At 27.6% G+C, this 19,814-nt stretch carries 20 protein-coding genes; 10 read left to right on the top strand and 10 right to left on the bottom strand.

What is annotated here, in order from left to right; all coding sequences use genetic code 11:
• Window positions 1-11 precede the first annotated feature (11 nt).
• Genes QIA19_RS00650 through QIA19_RS00640 form a run of 3 tightly spaced genes read left to right on the top strand, consistent with a single transcriptional unit; the run spans window position 12 to window position 3,184 of the window.
• Complete coding sequence (locus QIA19_RS00650) at window positions 12-1,679, top strand: diphosphate--fructose-6-phosphate 1-phosphotransferase (protein WP_301365070.1); 1,668 nt, start codon at window positions 12-14, stop codon at window positions 1,677-1,679.
• A 7-nt stretch (window positions 1,680-1,686) separates the two neighbouring features.
• Window positions 1,687-2,199, top strand: coding sequence for a hypothetical protein (locus tag QIA19_RS00645; RefSeq protein WP_301365068.1), 513 nt, complete (start codon window positions 1,687-1,689; stop codon window positions 2,197-2,199).
• Window positions 2,200-2,203: 4 nt separating this feature from the next.
• The gene (locus tag QIA19_RS00640; RefSeq protein ID WP_301365066.1) at window positions 2,204-3,184 is read left to right on the top strand and encodes an RluA family pseudouridine synthase; all 981 of its coding nucleotides are present in this window, start codon (window positions 2,204-2,206) and stop codon (window positions 3,182-3,184) included.
• A 2-nt stretch (window positions 3,185-3,186) separates the two neighbouring features.
• Here QIA19_RS00640 and QIA19_RS00635 read toward each other — a convergent pair whose 3' ends face one another.
• Window positions 3,187-4,146, bottom strand: coding sequence for a YitT family protein (locus QIA19_RS00635; RefSeq protein WP_301365064.1), 960 nt, complete (start codon window positions 4,144-4,146; stop codon window positions 3,187-3,189).
• A gap of 128 nt (window positions 4,147-4,274) precedes the next feature.
• Between QIA19_RS00635 and QIA19_RS00630 the strand changes: the two genes are divergently transcribed.
• Both QIA19_RS00630 and udk read left to right on the top strand, forming a co-directional pair.
• Window positions 4,275-4,646, top strand: coding sequence for a rhodanese-like domain-containing protein (locus QIA19_RS00630; RefSeq protein ID WP_301365061.1), 372 nt, complete (start codon window positions 4,275-4,277; stop codon window positions 4,644-4,646).
• On the top strand, window positions 4,646-5,266 hold the full coding sequence (udk, locus tag QIA19_RS00625) for a uridine kinase (protein WP_008882515.1): 621 nt from the start codon (window positions 4,646-4,648) through the stop codon (window positions 5,264-5,266). The genes QIA19_RS00630 and udk overlap by 1 nt, the downstream gene beginning before the upstream one ends.
• Here udk and priA read toward each other — a convergent pair.
• The 7 genes from priA to cdaA are packed head-to-tail and all read right to left on the bottom strand — an operon-like array spanning window position 5,263 to window position 11,564.
• Window positions 5,263-7,245: a replication restart helicase PriA gene (gene priA / locus QIA19_RS00620; RefSeq protein WP_301365058.1), complete on the bottom strand. Its 1,983-nt coding sequence runs from the start codon at window positions 7,243-7,245 to the stop codon at window positions 5,263-5,265. The genes udk and priA overlap by 4 nt on opposite strands.
• Window positions 7,238-7,837 carry a uracil-DNA glycosylase family protein gene (locus QIA19_RS00615; RefSeq protein ID WP_301365056.1) on the bottom strand — a complete coding sequence of 200 codons (600 nt, stop codon included), beginning with the start codon at window positions 7,835-7,837 and terminating at the stop codon, window positions 7,238-7,240. Before QIA19_RS00615 ends, priA begins: the two co-directional genes overlap by 8 nt.
• Window positions 7,830-8,570 carry a tRNA pseudouridine(38-40) synthase TruA gene (gene truA, locus QIA19_RS00610; protein ID WP_301365054.1) on the bottom strand — a complete coding sequence of 247 codons (741 nt, stop codon included), beginning with the start codon at window positions 8,568-8,570 and terminating at the stop codon, window positions 7,830-7,832. Before truA ends, QIA19_RS00615 begins: the two co-directional genes overlap by 8 nt.
• Window positions 8,571-9,410 carry a DUF2225 domain-containing protein gene (locus QIA19_RS00605; RefSeq protein ID WP_301365052.1) on the bottom strand — a complete coding sequence of 280 codons (840 nt, stop codon included), beginning with the start codon at window positions 9,408-9,410 and terminating at the stop codon, window positions 8,571-8,573. It abuts the gene before it with no gap.
• 3 nt (window positions 9,411-9,413) lie between these two features.
• Complete coding sequence (gene acpS, locus QIA19_RS00600; RefSeq protein ID WP_301365050.1) at window positions 9,414-9,788, bottom strand: holo-ACP synthase; 375 nt, start codon at window positions 9,786-9,788, stop codon at window positions 9,414-9,416.
• Window positions 9,785-10,789 carry a CdaR family protein gene (locus QIA19_RS00595; protein WP_301365048.1) on the bottom strand — a complete coding sequence of 335 codons (1,005 nt, stop codon included), beginning with the start codon at window positions 10,787-10,789 and terminating at the stop codon, window positions 9,785-9,787. The genes acpS and QIA19_RS00595 overlap by 4 nt, the downstream gene beginning before the upstream one ends.
• 4 nt (window positions 10,790-10,793) lie before the next feature.
• The gene (gene cdaA / locus QIA19_RS00590) at window positions 10,794-11,564 is read right to left on the bottom strand and encodes a diadenylate cyclase CdaA (protein WP_002656665.1); all 771 of its coding nucleotides are present in this window, start codon (window positions 11,562-11,564) and stop codon (window positions 10,794-10,796) included.
• 111 nt (window positions 11,565-11,675) lie between these two features.
• On the opposite strand from cdaA, the gene QIA19_RS00585 reads away from it, so the two are divergent.
• The 3 genes from QIA19_RS00585 to trpS all read left to right on the top strand — a co-directional run bounded on the left by QIA19_RS00585 (window position 11,676) and on the right by trpS (window position 14,743).
• The gene (locus QIA19_RS00585) at window positions 11,676-12,533 is read left to right on the top strand and encodes an HAD family hydrolase (protein WP_008882691.1); all 858 of its coding nucleotides are present in this window, start codon (window positions 11,676-11,678) and stop codon (window positions 12,531-12,533) included.
• A 63-nt stretch (window positions 12,534-12,596) separates the two neighbouring features.
• Window positions 12,597-13,685, top strand: a complete 1,089-nt coding sequence (locus QIA19_RS00580) for an AI-2E family transporter (RefSeq protein WP_301365041.1) — start codon at window positions 12,597-12,599, stop codon at window positions 13,683-13,685.
• A 2-nt stretch (window positions 13,686-13,687) separates the two neighbouring features.
• Window positions 13,688-14,743, top strand: coding sequence for a tryptophan--tRNA ligase (gene trpS, locus QIA19_RS00575; protein WP_301365039.1), 1,056 nt, complete (start codon window positions 13,688-13,690; stop codon window positions 14,741-14,743).
• Window positions 14,744-14,805: 62 nt separating this feature from the next.
• On the opposite strand, the gene QIA19_RS00570 is transcribed toward trpS, so the two are convergent.
• Window positions 14,806-16,599: a phosphoglucomutase gene (locus QIA19_RS00570; RefSeq protein WP_301365037.1), complete on the bottom strand. Its 1,794-nt coding sequence runs from the start codon at window positions 16,597-16,599 to the stop codon at window positions 14,806-14,808.
• Between the two features lie 143 nt (window positions 16,600-16,742).
• Here QIA19_RS00570 and QIA19_RS00565 point away from each other — a divergent pair, with 143 nt between their 5' ends.
• A complete protein-coding gene (locus tag QIA19_RS00565) occupies window positions 16,743-18,209 on the top strand; it encodes a UTP--glucose-1-phosphate uridylyltransferase (RefSeq protein ID WP_301365035.1) in 1,467 nt (488 codons plus the stop codon).
• Entirely contained in the window at window positions 18,197-19,225 is a 1,029-nt protein-coding gene (locus QIA19_RS00560) for a glycoside hydrolase family 3 N-terminal domain-containing protein (RefSeq protein WP_301365034.1), read from the top strand. Before QIA19_RS00565 ends, QIA19_RS00560 begins: the two co-directional genes overlap by 13 nt.
• Window positions 19,226-19,334: 109 nt before the next feature.
• On the opposite strand, the gene QIA19_RS00555 is transcribed toward QIA19_RS00560, so the two are convergent.
• Window positions 19,335-19,814: hypothetical protein (locus tag QIA19_RS00555; RefSeq protein WP_301365033.1), on the bottom strand; the 480-nt coding region annotated here is incomplete at its 5' end.

The following is a 19,814-nucleotide window of genomic DNA, read 5'->3' as shown; positions in this document are numbered from 1 at the left end:
GAGGAAAATGTATGAATACTTCTCTTTTTAAGCAGGAAAGGCAAAAGTATATTCCCAAATTACCAAATATTTTAAAAAAAGATTTTAATAATATTAGTTTAGTTTATGGAGAAAATACTGAAGCAATTCAAGATAGGCAGGCTTTAAAAGAATTTTTTAAGAATACTTATGGATTGCCAATTATAAGTTTTACCGAAGGTGAGTCAAGTTTATTTTTTTCAAAAGCTTTAAATATTGGAATTATTCTTTCTGGAGGACCTGCTCCTGGGGGACATAATGTTATATCTGGTGTTTTTGATGCAATAAAAAAATTTAATCCAAATTCAAAGCTTTTTGGATTCAAGGGAGGCCCTTTAGGCCTTTTGGAGAATGACAAAATTGAACTTACTGAGAGTTTAATAAATTCTTACAGAAATACTGGGGGTTTTGATATTGTATCTTCTGGGAGAACAAAAATAGAAACTGAAGAACATTATAACAAAGCTTTATTTGTTGCTAAAGAAAACAATCTTGATGCAATTATTATTATTGGTGGTGATGATTCAAATACCAATGCTGCTATTCTTGCAGAGTATTTTAAAAAGAATGGGGAAAATATTCAAGTTATTGGAGTTCCAAAGACAATTGATGCTGATCTAAGAAATGATCATATTGAAATTTCATTTGGTTTTGATTCTGCTACAAAAATTTATTCTGAGTTGATAGGTAATTTGTGCAGAGATGCTATGTCTACTAAAAAATATTGGCATTTTGTCAAACTTATGGGCAGGAGCGCATCTCATGTTGCTTTGGAATGTGCTTTAAAAACTCATCCAAACATTTGTATTGTATCTGAAGAGGTTTTAGCTAAAAAGAAGACTTTGTCTGAAATTATCGATGAAATGGTGTCTGTTATTTTAAAGAGATCTTTAAATGGAGATAATTTTGGAGTAGTTATAGTTCCTGAAGGTTCAATTGAGTTTATTCCAGAAGTTAAGTCCTTAATGCTTGAATTATGTGATATTTTTGATAAAAATGAAGGTGAGTTTAAGGGGCTTAATATTGAAAAAATGAAAGAAATTTTTGTTGCCAAGCTTAGTGATTATATGAAGGGAGTTTATCTATCTTTGCCTTTGTTTATTCAATTTGAACTTATAAAATCAATTTTAGAAAGAGATCCTCATGGGAATTTTAATGTTTCAAGAGTTCCTACTGAAAAATTGTTTATTGAAATGATTCAATCAAGATTAAATGACTTGAAGAAAAGGGGAGAATATAAGGGAAGTTTTACTCCGGTTGATCATTTTTTTGGCTATGAAGGCAGAAGCGCTTTTCCCTCTAATTTTGATAGTGATTATTGTTATAGCTTAGGTTATAATGCTGTTGTTCTTATTTTAAATGGTCTAACAGGCTATATGTCTTGTATAAAAAATCTAAATTTAAAACCAACAGATTGGATTGCAGGGGGAGTGCCTCTAACAATGTTGATGAATATGGAAGAAAGGTATGGAGAGAAAAAACCTGTTATAAAAAAAGCTCTTGTTGATTTAGAGGGAAGACCATTTAAAGAGTTTGTTAAAAATCGTGATAAGTGGGCTTTAAATAATTTGTATTTATATCCCGGGCCTGTACAGTATTTTGGCTCTTCTGAGATTGTTGATGAGATAACTGAGACTTTAAAATTAGAATTATTGAAGTAGTAAATTTATGTTTATTGGAAGCCTGTTGTTGCTTTTTAGTGTTTTAAATGTTTATTCAAATTCACTTGATTATTTCAAGTTCAATTTTAATTATTTAAAGTTAAGTGATGCTAAAAGTTTGCCATTGCAAGACAAATCGACTTCCAGTGGCAATTTTGTTTCTCATAAAAAAAATAATAATATGTCTGTTGCTGATAATGACGATTCTTTTCTTTATAAAAATATTCAAGAGAATAAAGCTTTAAATCTTGAGAATGATCTTGAGTCAAAATCAGCAAAAGATTTTTTTAGGTTTTCAGCTATTAGTATTGGATCTTTTCCAATAGTTTTATTTTTGAGCTTATTTTTTTTTGATGTGGGCTACTATTTTTATAGCGGAATGAATGCAAATTACGTTCCATATCCTTTTTCAAATGGTCCTAGTTTTTCAAAAGATGAGATTTATAAAAAATTTATTGTTTCAGCTTCTATTGGAGCAATAATTGCATTAACCATTGCTTTGCTTGATTATTTTCTTTAATGATATGATAAGACTTAAGAGAGAATTTACCGTTAAAGAAAATGCTTTAAGATTGGATCTTTACCTATCAGTCAATTTTGAAGTTTTTACCAGAAGTCAGATCAAAAGAAGAAATGTAGAAGCGTTTAAAAAGAGTAATGGAAAATTTTTAAAGATAAAATTATCCAAGCCTGTTTTTAAAGACGATGAAATACTAATTGAATTTGACGAGGAGAGTAGTCAAGTTGATTGCCTTAAGCCGAGTAATATCCCTATTGCTATAATTTATGAAGATTCCAATGTTATTGTTTTGAATAAACCACAAGGAATTTTGAGTCATCCTGGAATATCACATTGGGATGATACTGTTGTAAATTTTCTTTTATATCATATAAAAAGCTTGAAAATTAATTTTAATGAAGAAAAAATTAGACCCGGAATTGTTCATAGATTAGATAAAGATACCTCTGGAGTTCTAATTTGTGCAAAAAACATTAGTACCTTAAGATTTTTAGCTCAGCAGTTTAAAGATAAAAGAACAAATAAAGTTTACATTGCAATTGTTAAGGGTAATTTTAATAGTTTTTTTGGAAGCATTGAATCTTTTATAGATAGAGATAAACACAACAGGAAAAAATTTAGTGTTTCTAAGGATAGAGGAAAAAAGGCATTAACAGAATATAGATTACTGCTCAATTTTGGGGAATATTCTCTTTTAGCTTTAAAGCCTAAAACCGGCCGTACTCATCAATTGAGAGTTCATATGAAATATCTTAATTTTCCAATATTGGGAGATGAGGTTTATGGCAGAGTAGATGGCAGTTTGAAAAAAATAACGCTGATGCTTCATTCTTATAAGCTTGAAATTGATGTTGGAAAAAATTCTTTTAAGAAATTTATTTCTGAATTTCCCAAAAGATTTGTTATTTTTTTGTCGAATTTTTACAAGAGTGATGAATTAAATTTGATTATTGACAATTTGGTTCTTTTTTTAAGAGATTTTTAATTTTAAATTTCTTGTTTTAATGAGATTGGGGCAGTTATTATTTTACCCCCAGTGATTTCATTAGTGTTAATAACGGTAATGAAACAATTTGGATCAACTTTTTGTGATATATATTTAATTCTTGATAAACGCATTATTGGGACTACTATAAATACTATAGTTTTTTCTGTTCCTGCCCAGGCACCTTTTCCGTCTATTAATGTAGCGGCTAATTTTAACTTGTTTGTAAGAAGATAAGCAATTTCTTTTCCTTTATCCGAAATGATTAATATTGCTTTTTGATTGCCAAATCCAGTACTTGTTTTATCTGTCATGATAGATGTTACAAATGATGCTATTAGTGTATAAAGGGCGATTTCAATATTAAAGAAAAAGGTTGCAAGTATTAATACCGCAAGATTAACCACGAAGTTTGTTGTTCCAATACTAATTGAATATTTTTCTTTAATGATCATAGCAATTATATCTGATCCCCCTGAAGATCCTTTGCCCTTAAATATTAGCCCAAGCCCAAGTCCAGAAATAAGTCCAGCTAGTATTGATACAAGCATCATATCATTAAGATGTATTTTATTTTGTAAAAACTGGGAGTGGTTTATGATAATAGAATATAATCCCATTGAAATCCAACTTTGAATTATAAATGTTAGGTTTAAAAATTTTATTCCAATAAGAAATAATGGTATGTTTAATGCAAATATTGTCCATCCCAAATTGAAGCTTAACAGGTAATGCAGCATTAATGAAATTCCCCCAATTCCACCACTAAGAAGTCCATGAGGAATATACAAAACATTGGTGGAAATTGCCATTAGCGCAGATCCTAAAGTTATTTGTATTGTGCTATCAAATATTAATTTAGGATTTTTAGTTATAGTCTTTAATTTTTTTATTAGTATTAGAAATAATAGTTTGAGTTTTTTTTTAATTCTACGACAACGTATCTTTTTTTTCTTTTTCATCTTAATGTTAGAGCCACTTTTAAGCTACAAGCTAGTAATTTACTTGAATTCTATATTAATTTTGCAAAAAAAACAATTTTATTCACTTTTTTTATTTTTTTTGATATCATGTTCATGAAACTATGGCGATGAATTATGCAAGATTTGCAGTATTAATAGTTCTGCTTTTTTTTTATATTTGGTTTTTTATTATCCTTAGGATGAAAAGAACTAATCTGTTTTTGTTAGAAAAAATCCAAAATGGAGCAAAAATTTTGGATATTCGGTCTCCCAAAGAATATAGTAAGTCTCATTATTTGAAGTCAATTAACATTCCTTTTAATAATTTATTTGCTAAAAAGGATAAATTAGGTGATTTTGAGTCCCCAATAATTGTTTATGGTAAAAGTTTTAATAAGTCTTACGAGGCTAAAAAAGTTTTAAAAAGCATGGGATTTAAGAATGTATTTGTTGCTGGTACCTTGAAAGACATGCCACAAGCGAAAAAAGAAGTTGTTTGATGGCTAAGATTATTGGGATATCTGGTGGTTCTGGAAGCGGAAAAACTACAGTTGTAAGCAAGATTAGTGAGTTTATTCCAGAATTTGTCCTTATTTCTCAAGATAATTACTATAAGAGTGTAGGCGATTATGAGCATGAATTTTCTAAGGTAAATTTTGATCATCCGGATGCTTTTGATAATAATTTGTTTTATGAACATTTAAAAAAATTAAAAAAAAATAGTCCAATAGATATGCCTCTTTACGATTTTATTAATCATAAAAGACAACTTAAAACGGTTTTGGTTGTTCCAACTCCTGTTGTTATCGTTGAGGGTATTATGATTTTTGTTGAAGAGAGAGTAAGAAATTTAATAGATCTTAAAATATATATTGACACCCCCAATGATATTAGATTTATTAGGCGTTTAAGAAGAGATATTTCCAAAAGAGGACGTACTGTGGAATCGGTGATTGATCAGTATTTAGATACCACTAGATGGGGTTATTATAGATTTATTGAGCCTACCAAAGAATATGCTGATCTTATTATTCCTGAGGGAGGTCACAATGATAAAGCGCTCTATGTGCTTTCAACGTTTCTTAAGTCTTTAAGTAAGGAAGGGTTAGATTTTACCTAAATTAATGATATTGGGTAATAATCTATCTCAATATAAACAGTGCTTGTCATTTTTACCTTTTCTTTTGTCTTGTTAACTAGTTTTTCAAGCAGGCTGTAGGATTTTGACAAGTATATTATATTGTATCTGTAATTTTTAGATATTTTCTTCATAATAGCTTCTGATGGGCCTAAGTGTTCAATTTCTTCTTGCAAAAATTCTTTAGATTTTTCAAAAAATTCCCAACATTTTTGTTTAGCAGATTCTTCATTTTTGCTTCTAAATATTATTCTAATAATTTTGTTAAACGGCGGATAGTTCAATTTTTTTCGTATATCTAGTTCTTCTTCGTAAAATTGTTCATATTGGTTCTTATAAGCATATTTTATGGCATAATAATTGGGATTTTTTGTTTGTATAATAATTATGTTGTCATCCTTGAATCGTGCGGCTCTTCCCATAATTTGTGAGAGTGTTGTAAAAATTCTTTCACCACTTCTAAAATCAGGCAGTCCCATTCCAATGTCAGCGTTGATTATACCTAGCGTTTTTATATTTTCAAAATTAAATCCTTTTGCAATGATTTGTGTCCCGATAAGTATGTCTATTTCTTTATTTTCGAACTTATTTATTGAATCTATATTTTCTATTTTTGTAATATCAGAATCTATTCTTGCAATTTTTGCATTTGGTAGAAATTTTTTCAATTCTTTTTCAACAAGCTGAATTCCATAAGTTTTGTATTTAATGTCTTTTGATTCGCATTGAGGACAATGGCTTGCTGTTTTTGTTTTATAACTACAATAGTGGCATAAAAGTTTGTTTTCTTTTTTATGATAAATCAAACCAAATGAGCAATTTGGACAACAAATTATATGCCCACATTCGTTGCATTCGAGATTTTTTAGATATCCTCTTTTATTAATGAAAATCAAAGATTGTCTTTTTTCATTTAAACTTTTTTGTATACTGTATAATAGTTCTGATGAAATTGTGCTAGGTTCTTTTTTCATATTTATTATTTTTATATCTTCTATTTTGCTTTGAGAGAATTTGTTTTGCATTATTATTTTTTTTATTTGGTTATTTTTCATTGCATGGTATGCTTCAAGAGAAGGTGTTGCGCTTCCCATTACAAATTTAGCATTAAATTTTTTTTGTAAAAAAAATGATATGTGTCTTGAGTGAAATCTTGGAATGTTTTCAGATTTGTATGTAGTTTCGTGTTCTTCGTCCATAATTATTAATTTCAATTTGGTGAAGGGTAGTATTAAAGCACTTTTGATACCAATGACAACCAGGCTTTCTCCATTTTGAACTTTATTCCATATTAAATTTTTATTAGAATTTGGAACTTTGGAGTTATATTCATAAATTTTATGGTGCATATTTAATGCATATTTTATTCTTTTTATTATTTGATATCCTAATGATATTTCAGGAATCAAAAAAAGCACTTGTTGTTCTAGTGCTAAATAGTATTCACACAATTTGATAAATATTTCAGTTTTTCCAGATCCAGGTATTCCAAAAAGGTAAAAAACATTAGTTTTTTCTGACCCGATAATTTCTTTGTAAATATTTTGTTGTTCGTTGTTTAGCTCAAGGCATTTTTTATGATCTGGATGCTCATTTATTGAAGATAATGTTTGATTTTTTTTAGCTTTTGAATTTTGGGGCAACCCAAAGAATAAAGTTTCTCCAAATCCCGAAAATGTTTTTTTACTAATCCAATGTGCTAAATCAATGTTATGTTCTGTTATTATTTTAGTTGTATCTATTATTTTAATAATTTCTTTTATTTTAAATTCAAATTTTTCTTTAAATTCGTTTTCAAAATATTTTTTAATAATTATTCCAATTTTATTGGAGCCATTAAAATTAACCATTACTCTTATTCCAATTTCTAGATTTAAGTTAAATTTGTAAAAAAAAAGTTTATTTAAAGGAATATTTATTGCTATTTCATAGTAATAAGTTGAATGATAATGCTCAACCATATTTTATTATGCCTTTTATTATTTTTAAATCTTGCCATATTTCTTTTTTTAATTCTGGATTTTTTATTTGATTTGTAGGAAGATATGTAAAAACTAATGGAATGCCTTTAAATCTTAGCTCTATTCCTCTTACAATGTGAATTCTTAGCGGTTGATTTAAGAAAAAATCTATTTCTTCGCAAGATAAAATTGCTTTAGGATTTTTGTTGCTGATTTCTAAGTTAAGTGATTCAATAGTATCTATTATTTTATAATTGTATATGTTTATGCTTTTGCACCATTTTGTTATAATATCCCTTGAAGGTTCGTTGAGATAGTTTTTGCTTACATATATTATGATGTGATCGTTGATACCTTTTTCTTGTAAGCTATTATTTAATAATATGTTTTTTGAATTTTGGTTTTCCAAAGGTAATTTTGCAGGTTCTTTGCTATTTTCGTTTTTTTGATAAATTTTAGTGTTTTTAGCTTTTTCTATTTTTTGTTTAATTTCATTGTCTATTTCTTCAAAATTTTCTGTAATTTTGCCTTCGATATTATTTGTCAATATTTTAAGTAAAAAAAGTTTTTTAGTTAAAACACTATTATTCATAGTAAACCCTTTCTAAAAATAAAGCATTTGCAGGCGCAGTTGTTCTTGTAAGGTTTCTATTTTTTGATTTTAGTATTTTTTCAAAAGTAGAAATTGATTCGTTTTTTATTTCAATGTCCAGCATTGTGCCTATTATTGATCTTACCATTTTCCACAAAAAAGAAGATCCTATTATTTCAAAAATAATATATTTTCCTCTTTTTTTAAATTTGGCAAAATGTATATGCCTAAATTTAGATTTGCTTTTATCTTTTATGCATGAAAATGTGGTAAAATCATGTTTTCCAATCAATGTTTTGGCCATTTGGTTTAAATTGCTTATGTTTAGTTTTTTATTTACATAGTGAGCTTGATAACTTTCCCAGGGATAGTAGTTGTCGCTGTTTAATATAAAATAGCTATATTTTCTTTTTTGAGCGCTAAAACGTGGATGAAATGAATTTTTCACATACTTGAGCTTTAGTATTTTTATGCTGTTTTTTAATAATATTGCATTTAAAGCTTTTTTTAGATTGTTTAGCCGAATATTGATTTTTATATCAAAAGTTATTATTTGCCTTTTTGCATGAACGCCTTTATCTGTTCTTCCGGATGAATGAATTTTTATTTTTTTTTTGTTGATTTTCATTAGAGCTTTTTCAATTTCTCCTTGAACTGTAGGCTTTGTTGGCTGTATTTGAAATCCATGGTATATAGATCCGTCATAAGCGATTTCAGCTAATATTTTTTTCATTTATTTAAGATTTTTCATTTCCTTTGATATTTTAAAGTAAACTTCTTTGATTTTATCTAAAAGTATTGAAGGCTTTTCTTTTGAAAATTTACCCATGCCTGCTATTTTAGAAAGAGTGGTTTTTATGTCGTTTAATTGTTTATATCTGTATTCTTTATTGTCTTTATTTCCATAAAAGTATTCTAGAAGGCCTGATAAGTATAGTACACTATCATAGCCATAATTTTTATCTGTATCTGGGCCAAACATGGTTGATGCGCTAACAGGTTCTGAATTGTCTTTATCTTTTTCAATAACTAGTTTATAAAGGTATGCAGCTTTGTGGTAAAATATTTTTTGAAGATAATTATAGTTTTTGTTTGGTTCTTCTTTTTCAAGGTCTTCAAATGTCCAAGCGGCTCTTATTGCTGATTTTGCCTGATTTAATGTGGGGTTATAATTCTTTTCTAGATGCTCATAACACAGCATGGCAAGAATATAGCTTGCAGCTCCTTCTTTTAATGTCCTAGGTTTGCTGAAGTTGATCATGTTGTCAAAAATTGTATTTATTTTTTTTCTTTCGTATTTTTTATTTTGCAAAATTTCTTTCTTATTTTTAGGGATTGAATTAAATTCGCTTGGGAATGCTGCAAAGTAGCATTTTGGGCATACTGTTATAGAATATATTCTAGGATAAATGTTGCCATATTTGTCGTTTTTTATATATTCTCTTTTTAGATCAATTTTTAACTCCCCGGCTATTAATCTACTGCTTCCGGTCAAAAATTCTTCTTTTTGAAATTTAAAAGAGCATACAGGACACTCAATTTTTTCTTTTGTAAAATATGATATTTTTTTCATGAATTAATTTTCTACTATTACAAATGCAATAGCGTACTCCTTTTCATGGGATATTGTTAGGTATAGCTTTAAATTCATTTTTATTGCAAGTTTTTCAACTTCATTATGCAAACAAAACTCTGCATTTCCTTTTAAAGATTTTATTACCTCAATATCTTTAAGGGTATAATTTATTTTATATTTCAACAGTGGACTTAATGCTTTAATTAAAGATTCTTTAGCTGCAAATTTTCCAGCTAAACTTTCTATAATGCTGCCCCCTTTTAATTTAAAATTTTCAATTTCTTTATGTGTAAAGAACCTCTCCATTTTTTTCTTATTTTCTAAAAAATTTTTAAATCTTTCTACTTTTATTATATCACATCCTATTGACTTCATGGTTTGATCTCTGAGCTTTCAATTATTTCTAGTTTTATTTTTTTGGGTTCATAATCATATATTTCTGTTTCATTGATATTCTCTTTAAGAATTATATTTGCAGTAATGTTATAAATTCCGGGAGTTTTTATATCTGCTAAATCAAAAGCAAGGCTTATATTTTGATTGTTTATATGAGCTTTAATTTGTTTTTCAGAAAGTCTTGTTTTTATTTTTACGAACATTTTATTTTCTGGGTTTATTATTTTTTCTTTATCTTTAATTTCAAGGCCATTTTTAAGATTATTAAAAATAAGATTAGGAGATTTTATTGTTGTATTTGAATATTTTTTGTTTAAATAAATATTGACTACCACATGACTTTTTTCAAACATAACTAGAGGATTTGGTGGAACTACTTCAAGATAATCTGATACAAATAGAGTTCTTGTGTCAAACTCTTTTACGTTGGTTTGAATGGTGTTTATTTTTTTGAGCTCTTGCTCAGGTCCATATACTAATAAATTCTCAGGTAATATATTGTATTTTGCAATAAAATATTCTCCTTTGCCATCTTTTTCTATAAGTTTAAACTTGGGCTCTATTTTAACTAATTTAGAGACTTTGTTATCAAGATTTAGCAACACACTTGTTTTTGAAAGCTTATATTCTGCAATGTGTATTGAGTTAAGATTTTTTATTTTTATTGGTAGCTTATAGCTTCCAGGAATCTTTATGTTTGATGCTTCAATAAATAATATTATTTTATTAAGATCAAGGTATTTTAAGTCATCTTTGTTGACTTTTATTGTAATCTTGATTTTGCTAAAGTCTGGTATTTTCCCAAGAGCTATTTGATCATTCAAGATAATTTTGAATTCTTTTTCAGTTGTTATTGATTCTATTTTATTAAAATTAAATGCTACAAACATTAAAATAGCTATTAAAATGGAAATAGCTTTGTTTTGCCAATCATCAAATAGCAACTTTATTATATTTATTATTTTTTTGCCTATTTTCATTATTTTACTCTATTAGCTCGAGATTTAACTTATTTCTAATTTCACTTAAGCTTAAATTGTATTCCAATTTTGCATTGATTGTAATAGAAATAGATCCAGTCTCTTCGGAGGTTATTATTGTTATTGCATCAGAATTTTCAGAAATCCCAAGTCCTGCTCTATGTCTTGTTCCAAATGCTTTGCTAATAGAATCAACATTAGATAATGGTAAAAATGAGCCTGCGTATTTTAATTTATTCTTGCTAATTATTACAGCTCCGTCGTGAAGAGGAGTTTCGCGCTCAAATAGCGATATTAGTAGTTCACTAGATATTAGTGCATCAATTTTAGTTCCTTTGTTTATTATTTGCTCCAACTGTATTTTTTTTTCAATGCATATCAAGCTGCCAGATTTGTTTTCAGATAGGTGTTTGACTGCTTTTAGGATTTCAGAAATAACTTTTAAAGTTTCTTCTTTTTTATTTGAAAGCTTAAAGGCTAAATTGAAATTTCCAATTTGCATTATTATTTTTTTTATTTCTTGATTAAAAAGTATGACTATTGCTATTGGTAATATGTTAGCTATATAATTTAACAGCCAACTAATAGTATAGAGATTTAAATAATATGAGATAATTCCTACAGAGATGATGATCAACATTCCTTTTAATAGATTTGTAGAATAAGAATTGATTACGTTTTTATATATGTAGTATACTAGGATGCTAATTAAGCTTAGATCTAAGATTCTTGAAAAAGTATCTTTTATTTGATTTAAATCATTTATGTCTATCATAAATTTTCTACTCAATGTGAAAACACTGTACTTATTAACCTATATTAGTATAATATAAAATATATAAATAAGCACAGTTTGTAATTATTAAATTAAATTGTTTTTGAATTTATGAATGAAAGAGAAAATATTATAGCTTTAATATTTGATTTTGACAATACTCTTATTTATGGCAATATGCAGCAAGTACTGTTTGATGAGTATTGTGTTGACTCTTGTTCTTTTTGGAGAGAAGTTGAAGGTTTAGAGTATGTTTATAAGCAAAACGGTTATAATATAATTTCTAATGAAATGATATATTTATCCCATTTTTTAACCTACGTAAGGGAAGGGTTTTTTGAAAGTCTGGATAATAGAGCATTATTTAATTTGGGTGCTAAGTTAAGATTTTTTGAAGGGGTTATTGGCTTATTTGATGAGATATCTGAAATAAATAAGAAGCTGGAAAATAGTAATTCGCAGGTTAAAATTTACATTGTTTCAAGTGGGTTTAGACAAATGATTTTGGGAAGTAAAATTGCACCTTATGTGAGTAAAGTGTGGGCATGTGAGTTTATAGATTCTTATTTAATGCCTTTTTACGAACTCAGAGATGATAAATTTTCTAAAAATAAGATTTTAAGCAGTGTTTGCTACTTTGTAGATCATACAATAAAAACCAGAGTTATTTTTGAAATCAATAAAGGGTCTTATGAGAAGATTAATGAGAGAGTGCCAAAGAGCAAAAGACAAATTCCTTTTAAAAATATATTTTACATTGCAGATGGATTTAGCGATGTTCCGGCATTTGAAATCTTGAATAATATTTTGAAACATTGTAGAAATACTTTGACAGTGTATCATGGAAATGATAAGAATGCAAAAAAATTGTTTTATGAGAATAGAGTTGGAGATTTTGCTGAGGCCAATTATACTAAGGGTACTAAATTGTATAATTGGATAATGGAGAAAATTTGCTTGAGCGTATGATTCATGTAATAACTTACTTTTGTTTAGTTGATAAAAGCAGTAAAAAAACGAAAAGAGGGGAATATGCTTAAAGATTTAAATACAAATCAAGGGTTAAAGCCTTGGAGAGTGGAATCTGTTTTTTATTGTATTGTTATAGTTTTAATATTTATTGGGGCCTTTAAGATAGCAGAAGCCGTATTTAAACCCTTGGCTATTTCCATAGTGTTGGGATTTTTAGTTTATCCTGTTTATACTTTTTTAGCAAGATTCAAAGTTCCAAAATTTTTAATAGTTTTTATTATATTTTTTTTATTATTTTCTTTTTCTTATTTGATTTTTATTTTTGTTTATTACAGCGTTACTGTTTTAATGAAGCAATTGCCATACTATCAAAACCAATTAGCATTTATCATGAAAGATGTGCTTAGTCGATATAAAGTTGATAGTTCTGTTATCAATGATGTAAATTTTTCTGGTTACATTTATCCTTTTCTAACAAGAGCTTATAATGAAATTATCGGATTTACAAGCAGTTTGGTAGTAGTTTTTTTGCTGTTGTATTTTTTGCTTTCAGAAATACATGTTTTTGAAATGAAGCTTGATAAAGCTTTTAAAAAGCCGATATCTAGTAGATTTATTGGGGCTTTAGATACCATTAATAATCAAATTGGCAAATATTTGGGAATAAAAATTCTTGTTAGTTGCTTAACAGGCATTTTGGTGTTTATTGGATTAACTTTGTTTGGGCAAGATTTTCCTCTTGTTTGGGCAGTTCTTTCCTTTGTTTTCAATTTTATTCCCAGCATTGGGTCCATATTGGCTGTGTTTTTTATTGTAATAACATCTTTAATTCAATTTTATCCAAATTTAAACATAGTGCTTTATGTTTTTATATATAATACTTCTATTCAAATGTTGATTGGAAATATTCTTGAACCAAAAATGCAGGGGAAAAGACTTGATATTTCACCATTTTTGCTCTTATGTTTTTTGTTTTTTTGGGGATGGCTTTGGGGTATCGTGGGTCTTTTAATATCTTATCCTTTTACTGTGATTGTAAAGGTAATAGTTGATAATGTGAGTTGGCTTAAGTCTTTTTCTGTATTTTTGGGTGGTTCTGAGATTTTAAGTAATATTAGCCATATTTCAAGTAAAGGTAAGGAGATTTGATTTTGAAAAGAAAGGTTATGCTTACGGGAGATAGGCCTACTGGCGCTCTTCATTTGGGACACTATGTGGGGTCTGTAGTAAATCGGTTAAAATTTCAAGAAGAGTATGAAACATATTTTATTATAGCCGATTTACATACTTTAACTACAAAGCCTGACTTGAAGAGCATCAGTACAATACCTTCTAATGTTAGAGAAATGGTTTTAGATTATCTTGCTTGTGGAATTAATCCTGATAAGGTTAGTATATATCTGCAATCAGCCATACCTGAGCTTTTTGAGCTTCATTTAATATTTTCAATGATTGTTACTGTTGCTCGCTTGCAAAGGATTCCAAGTATAAAAGACATGAGCATTGCAGCTGGACTTAGAGAGATTCCTTATGGCCTTTTGGGGTATCCTGTTCTTATGAGTGCAGATATTTTAATGACAAAAGCAAATTTAGTTCCCGTTGGGCGTGATAATGAATCTCATATTGAATTTGCAAGAGAGCTTGCAAGAAGGTTTAACCATTTGTACAAAAATAATTTTTTCCCAATACCCGAATCTGTTTTCACAGATTCTCGTCCTTTGGTGGGTATTTACGGCAAAAATAAAATGAGCAAGAGCCTTAATAATGCAATTTTTTTAAACGACGATGAAAATTTATTAGAAAAAAAAATTATGTCTATGTATACAGATCCAAATAGGATAAGGGCAGATATTCCTGGTAATGTTGAAGGTAATCCCGTTTTTATTTATCACAGTTTTTTTAATAGTAATCATGAAGAAGTTGAAGATCTTAAAAGTAGGTATAAGAAGGGTAAAGTAGGTGATGTTGAGGTTAAGAAAAAATTGTTTTTAGCTTTGAATAGCTTTTTAAAACCAATAAGAGATAAAAGAAGTTTTTATGAAGCCAAAAAAAAAGATTACATTGATGAAATTATTTTTGATGGTACAAGCAAGGCGAGGTTTATTGCAAATAAAGTGGTAAAAGATGTTAAGGATTTAATAGGGCTTTCAAAAACTTGGAATGGAATAAAATATAGTGTTGAGAAAAAATTGAAAAATGAAGAATGAAAATTATTGATTTTATGCTAGACTTACATTAGTAACTAACTTATTATTTAAATCAAACAATATTAAGTATTAGGTAGATTTGCCTTTTTTATTAATCTTTTGTTAAATTCTAGTAGCTTGAACAAAATGTTTCTTTTTGTGTAAATAACTTCGCTGAGCACTCTTGTTACTGGTTCTGTCTTTGAGATTCTCATCCATAAGGTTGCAACAATTTCTTTATTAGTTTTTAACAATACCTTTAATCCTCCCGAAGAATCTCCTGTTCTAATCTTAGACTGTCTTTTGCCTTCATAGTTAATGATTTCATAATCAACTATTGATAATTCTTGAAATAACTTATTGCTTTTTATCTCTTTAATCAATAGATTTTCATAATTTCTTTTTAAAATTTCTTGATTTTCTATTTTTAGATTTGTTAAATTGGCTTTCTTGGATGATACTATTACATTACTATAAAAATTTGTTGTATTTAAAATATCTTTTAAGTCGTACTTTTCTTTATAGTGGTTTTTAGACAATTTACACCATATTTGGTAAAGTTCTTTCATTTTTAATAATTTTACGATACTAAGTAAAGTAGTAATTGGGTCTCTTACCCTTGAAGGATGAATTATGCATCCCCCATTTGATCCCTCTCCTGAGATTTTTACAATCAATCCTTGGGTTCTTAAATCATCTGCCATTTCTGTTAAATTAGCTTCTCCAACTTCTACTCTATAGACTTTAGCGTTGAAAAAATTTGCAATTTTTTCAATATTTAGAGATGTTGCATCATTGGTTACTATTGCTATGTTATTTTTTATTCCTGTATAATAAAGATAGCTAAGCTCTGAAATTACTACAAGTGTAAATATTTTTTGTGCTTCGATGATATTTGCAGTGTTTGTGGCCTTATCTATAAACACTAGATTGCCCCTATCTCCATCACAATCTGGTACGTATCCTAGCTCAAAAGAATTGTCTTGTATATATTTATTTTGTAGTAGCTTTTTGCATTCATTTAAGGATTTCCCTTCAGGAATAATATTGTGCTTAAAAATACCTATTTCGTCATTATATAATTCTACTTTTAATCCCAAAGATTCTATCAATTCTTTATCTATCGAATTGATTCGGGAGCTTCCGTTCATTTCTGCTATTATTCCAATTGGATTTTTTAGTATTCTTTTCTTTAAAATTTCGATATTTTTATTGTTAATATCGTTTTCATATGCTATTTCATGTATTAATGATTTATATGCTTCATAAGATTGGTTTTTATTTTTTCTTTCTAATTTTATTATTTTATTATAATGTTCTAAATTGGATTTATCTTCATCAAATTTGTTTAGAGTGTTAATTAAATGGTTTATTAGCTTTTCATTTTGGCTATTGTTTTTAATTTGTTGTATTATTTCATTAGCTTTTGCGGAATTTAGTACGCCACCATCGTTTAACCCTATTTTTATCCCATTGTATCCTATTGGATTATGGCTTGCGGAAATGTAAATAAAGCCCTTTGAATCTTTGCTGTTTTTTGTATAAGCTAAAATTTCAGTTATTGGAAGTGTTCCAATAAATCTAATCTTTTCTTTGTTTGTTATTAATATTTTTATTGTTATTTCTGCAATAATGTTGCCAGTTGGTCTTGAATCTAATCCCAATCCAATATAGGGTTTAGATTCATTTTTAAAATAATTTGATATTGTGAAGATTATTAGTGCTATTAGTGTTTTATCTTCATTGTTTATTTCATTTTCTGTTGAATCTTCATTTTTTGATTTTGCAAAAATTTTTCTAAATCCTGAAGGAGAAAATATCATCTCATCAAAAGCTTTTTTAAAATTTTTCATGTTAAGTGAATATTGTTTAAGCATGTAAATTTCTTCTCATTGATATTCTAGTCATATTATTGCTATAATTAATAATCAATAGTATAGTCACTTATATTATTATACTTAAAAATTTGTTTTTTTACTTACATTAATAAGCTTTTCTTTAAGGGTTTTGGTTTTAACTTATGAATGTTAAAGTTGATAAAATTTTTTCTGAAATGATACTTGCAAAACTTAATTCTGGCGAGATTTGTCCTAATACTTTTGAATCCATTAAATATTTTCCTTGCGATAGCCATGAAAATATTTTTAATATTTCGGATAAAGTTTTGAGGTTTAAGTTTGACAAAGGCTTGCTTGAAGATAATTTAAAAAAATATTTTCATGATTTTTCTAAATTTTTGCAATCAGAAGAAGGTGATTATTATATTTTTTCTTCTTGTGATCTTGAAAATTTGGGTCTAATGCTTTTCCCTTATCTTTCTTTTGGAATCTTAAATGGTGGTTCTGCAACAAGTTATTTTGATTTAGCTAAAAATAGGGCGTTAAATGAAGATTTATATATGTTATATGAATCTAAAATACTTGAATTTAAAGAAAAATTTGGAGAATTTCCAAAGGGGATAACACCAGCTTATATTAACAAAGATGGTAGTTTTGGATTTTCATTTTTGGCTTTGAAAATTAGGCATCTTTTAATGGTTGCTAAAAGATATGAATCTTTTTGTGGCAAAATGATCAAGCCCTCAATATTTCAAATGACTAGTTGCAAGACGGATGAATTTATTTCAAAATCTTTGGATGATTTATTTGCAGATGACTTGATTAAAAGTGTAAATTTGTGTAATCTCAAAAAAGAAGATGTGTTCACAGCTGTTCAACCTTTAGTTTATTGTTATGAAAAATTGAATAGCTCCAATTATCAATATTTTACTCTCAAAGATAATAAAAATACTAATTTTGTTTTGGCTTTGCCTGCTGGTCATGGTCAAAATTTTAAAATTTTAAAAGATATTTATTTAAAGCTTTATGAATCTGGTAAAAGATTTATATACATTGGTAATGTTGATAATATGGGCTTTACAATTAATTTTAAAGCACTTGCTTTAATGGCTTTGACTAATTGTTCTTCTGGGTTTGAATTTAGTTTTAAAAGCAAGGCGGATTTTAAGGGAGGGATATTGGCAGTAAATGGTGAAAATCGTTTAACTTGTGTTGATATTGGCGGGGGGATTTCTTCAGAGATTGTGCAAGAGTTTGAAAATAGGGGTAATAGATTACTATTTAATTGTGCAACTGGACTTTTTAATTTAGAGTATTTGATAAAAAATATTGATGAAATAATAGAAAAAATGCCCATTAGAATTATAGAGCAAGATAAAGAAATTGGTAAATATATTTCTGTTGAGCAAATAACGTGGGAAGTGTTAAAATTAATGGAAAATCCATTAATTTTAACGGTTGATAGAAATAGAAGATTCCTTCCTGCAAAGTTATTTATTGACATGTTGCTTAATAGTAATCTTGAAGATATATGTGGATATTATTGTAAAAAGGGGATCGATAATTCTGCTAAGAATTTTAGCGCTCTTTCTGATTTGTTATCAAAAGATTATGGTTTGATTTGTGGGCTATATAAATGGACTTTTTGAAGACTTTCTCTTTTTTGTTTTTTAGCTTTTTTTGCTTAAATTTATTTGCGATAGAATCTTTACCAGAAATAGATTATGAATATTTCAACAAGGATAAATCAGATCTTGTAGATTTGATAAAATTTTTAGGTGAATTAGATTTTCAAACTATTTTAAAAGATAGAAATTTATTTATTGGGATTAGAAATTTAACAAATTTTAAGAATGTTCAAGAGCTTAATATCGATGATATTAATAGAATAAAAAAGATTAATCCAATTGGTATAATTTTATTTAGAGAAAATTTAAAAGATGCGGAGCAGACAAAGGGATTGATTAATGCAATAAAGAGTCATATTGGACATGATATTTTTATTGCTATTGATGAAGAGGGGGGAATAGTTAGTAGAGCTAGTGAAAATAAAAAAATGGGGGTTTATAATTTCCCAGCCATGGAGCATGTGGGGGGTGTTAAAGATTTGCATCTTATTTATAAAATTGGCGAAGTTATTGCTAAACAATTGCGTAGATTGGATATTAATTTAAATATGGCTCCAGTTGCCGATATAAAATTTGCACCACATACCCCTTTATTAAATAGGACATTTGGAGGATATTCTGCTTATAATATTGGACTTATGGTAGAAGCTTTTATTGATGGCATGCAGAGCCATGGAGTATTTTCGGCAATCAAACATTTTCCTGGATTAGGGGGAACAACTACAGATACACATAAATATTTAGCATTTTTGCCTTATAGTAAAAGTTTTTTAATGTTAAATAATTTTGTTCCATTTGTTTTTGGTAGAGCTGCTAAATTTATTATGATTGGTCATGTAAATGTTCCTAAAATTTCTAAAGATATAACTAGCATGTCTAAAAGTATTGTTAATATTATAAGGGAAAATTTAAATATTACTAGTATTATGATGACAGATTCTTATGATATGGGAGCAATTACAAGAAGTTTTTCTAATATTGAAAATGCTATTAAAAAATCTTTGAGTTCGGGTGTCAATATAGTACTCATTCCTTAGTGAAATTGTTTTAAAGATTTGGTTTTAGTCTTTTACAATTTGTTAAATAATTTATATAATCTTTTTTATTAAAACTTTTAAAAAAAAGAATAAAGGTGTTTAAAATTTTTTATGGTATAAATATGGAAATTCCTAGGTCTAAAAGAATAAATTCTTTAAAAGAAGTCGATAATTTATAGTAAATACTATAGTTATTAGGTATGAAATCAATTTCAAATTTGAAGGCGATTATAGGAAAAATTGGATAGAGAAATGCATTAGTTGTTTTTCCTATAAATATAGTAGTTCTTAGAGTTAAATCGATTTGGGTTCCAATAAAGAATTTTATAGCAAGTGTATCGGTTAAAATTGAATATTTGGCAATGTAAATAGTTAAAGCTAAATTGAAATAAGTATTTGAAATAAAATCTTTATTTATTGGGATGGTAAAAAAATTTATGGGGCCAAATTGTATTTCAATCCATTCATTGTAAGATGTCAATATTCCGATAAAGGCAATGTATTTATAATTTTCATTGTAGAAGATAGGATTTATGTAATTATGATAAATTATACCTATTTTTAAAATTTTTTTTATTATATCTTCTTT

It is taken from the genome of [Borrelia] finlandensis, assembly GCF_030438365.2.
In the GTDB taxonomy this organism is placed as follows: domain Bacteria; phylum Spirochaetota; class Spirochaetia; order Borreliales; family Borreliaceae; genus Borreliella; species Borreliella finlandensis.
Note: the sequence above shows the minus strand (reverse complement) of the source record. Positions and strands in the feature narration are given on the sequence as shown.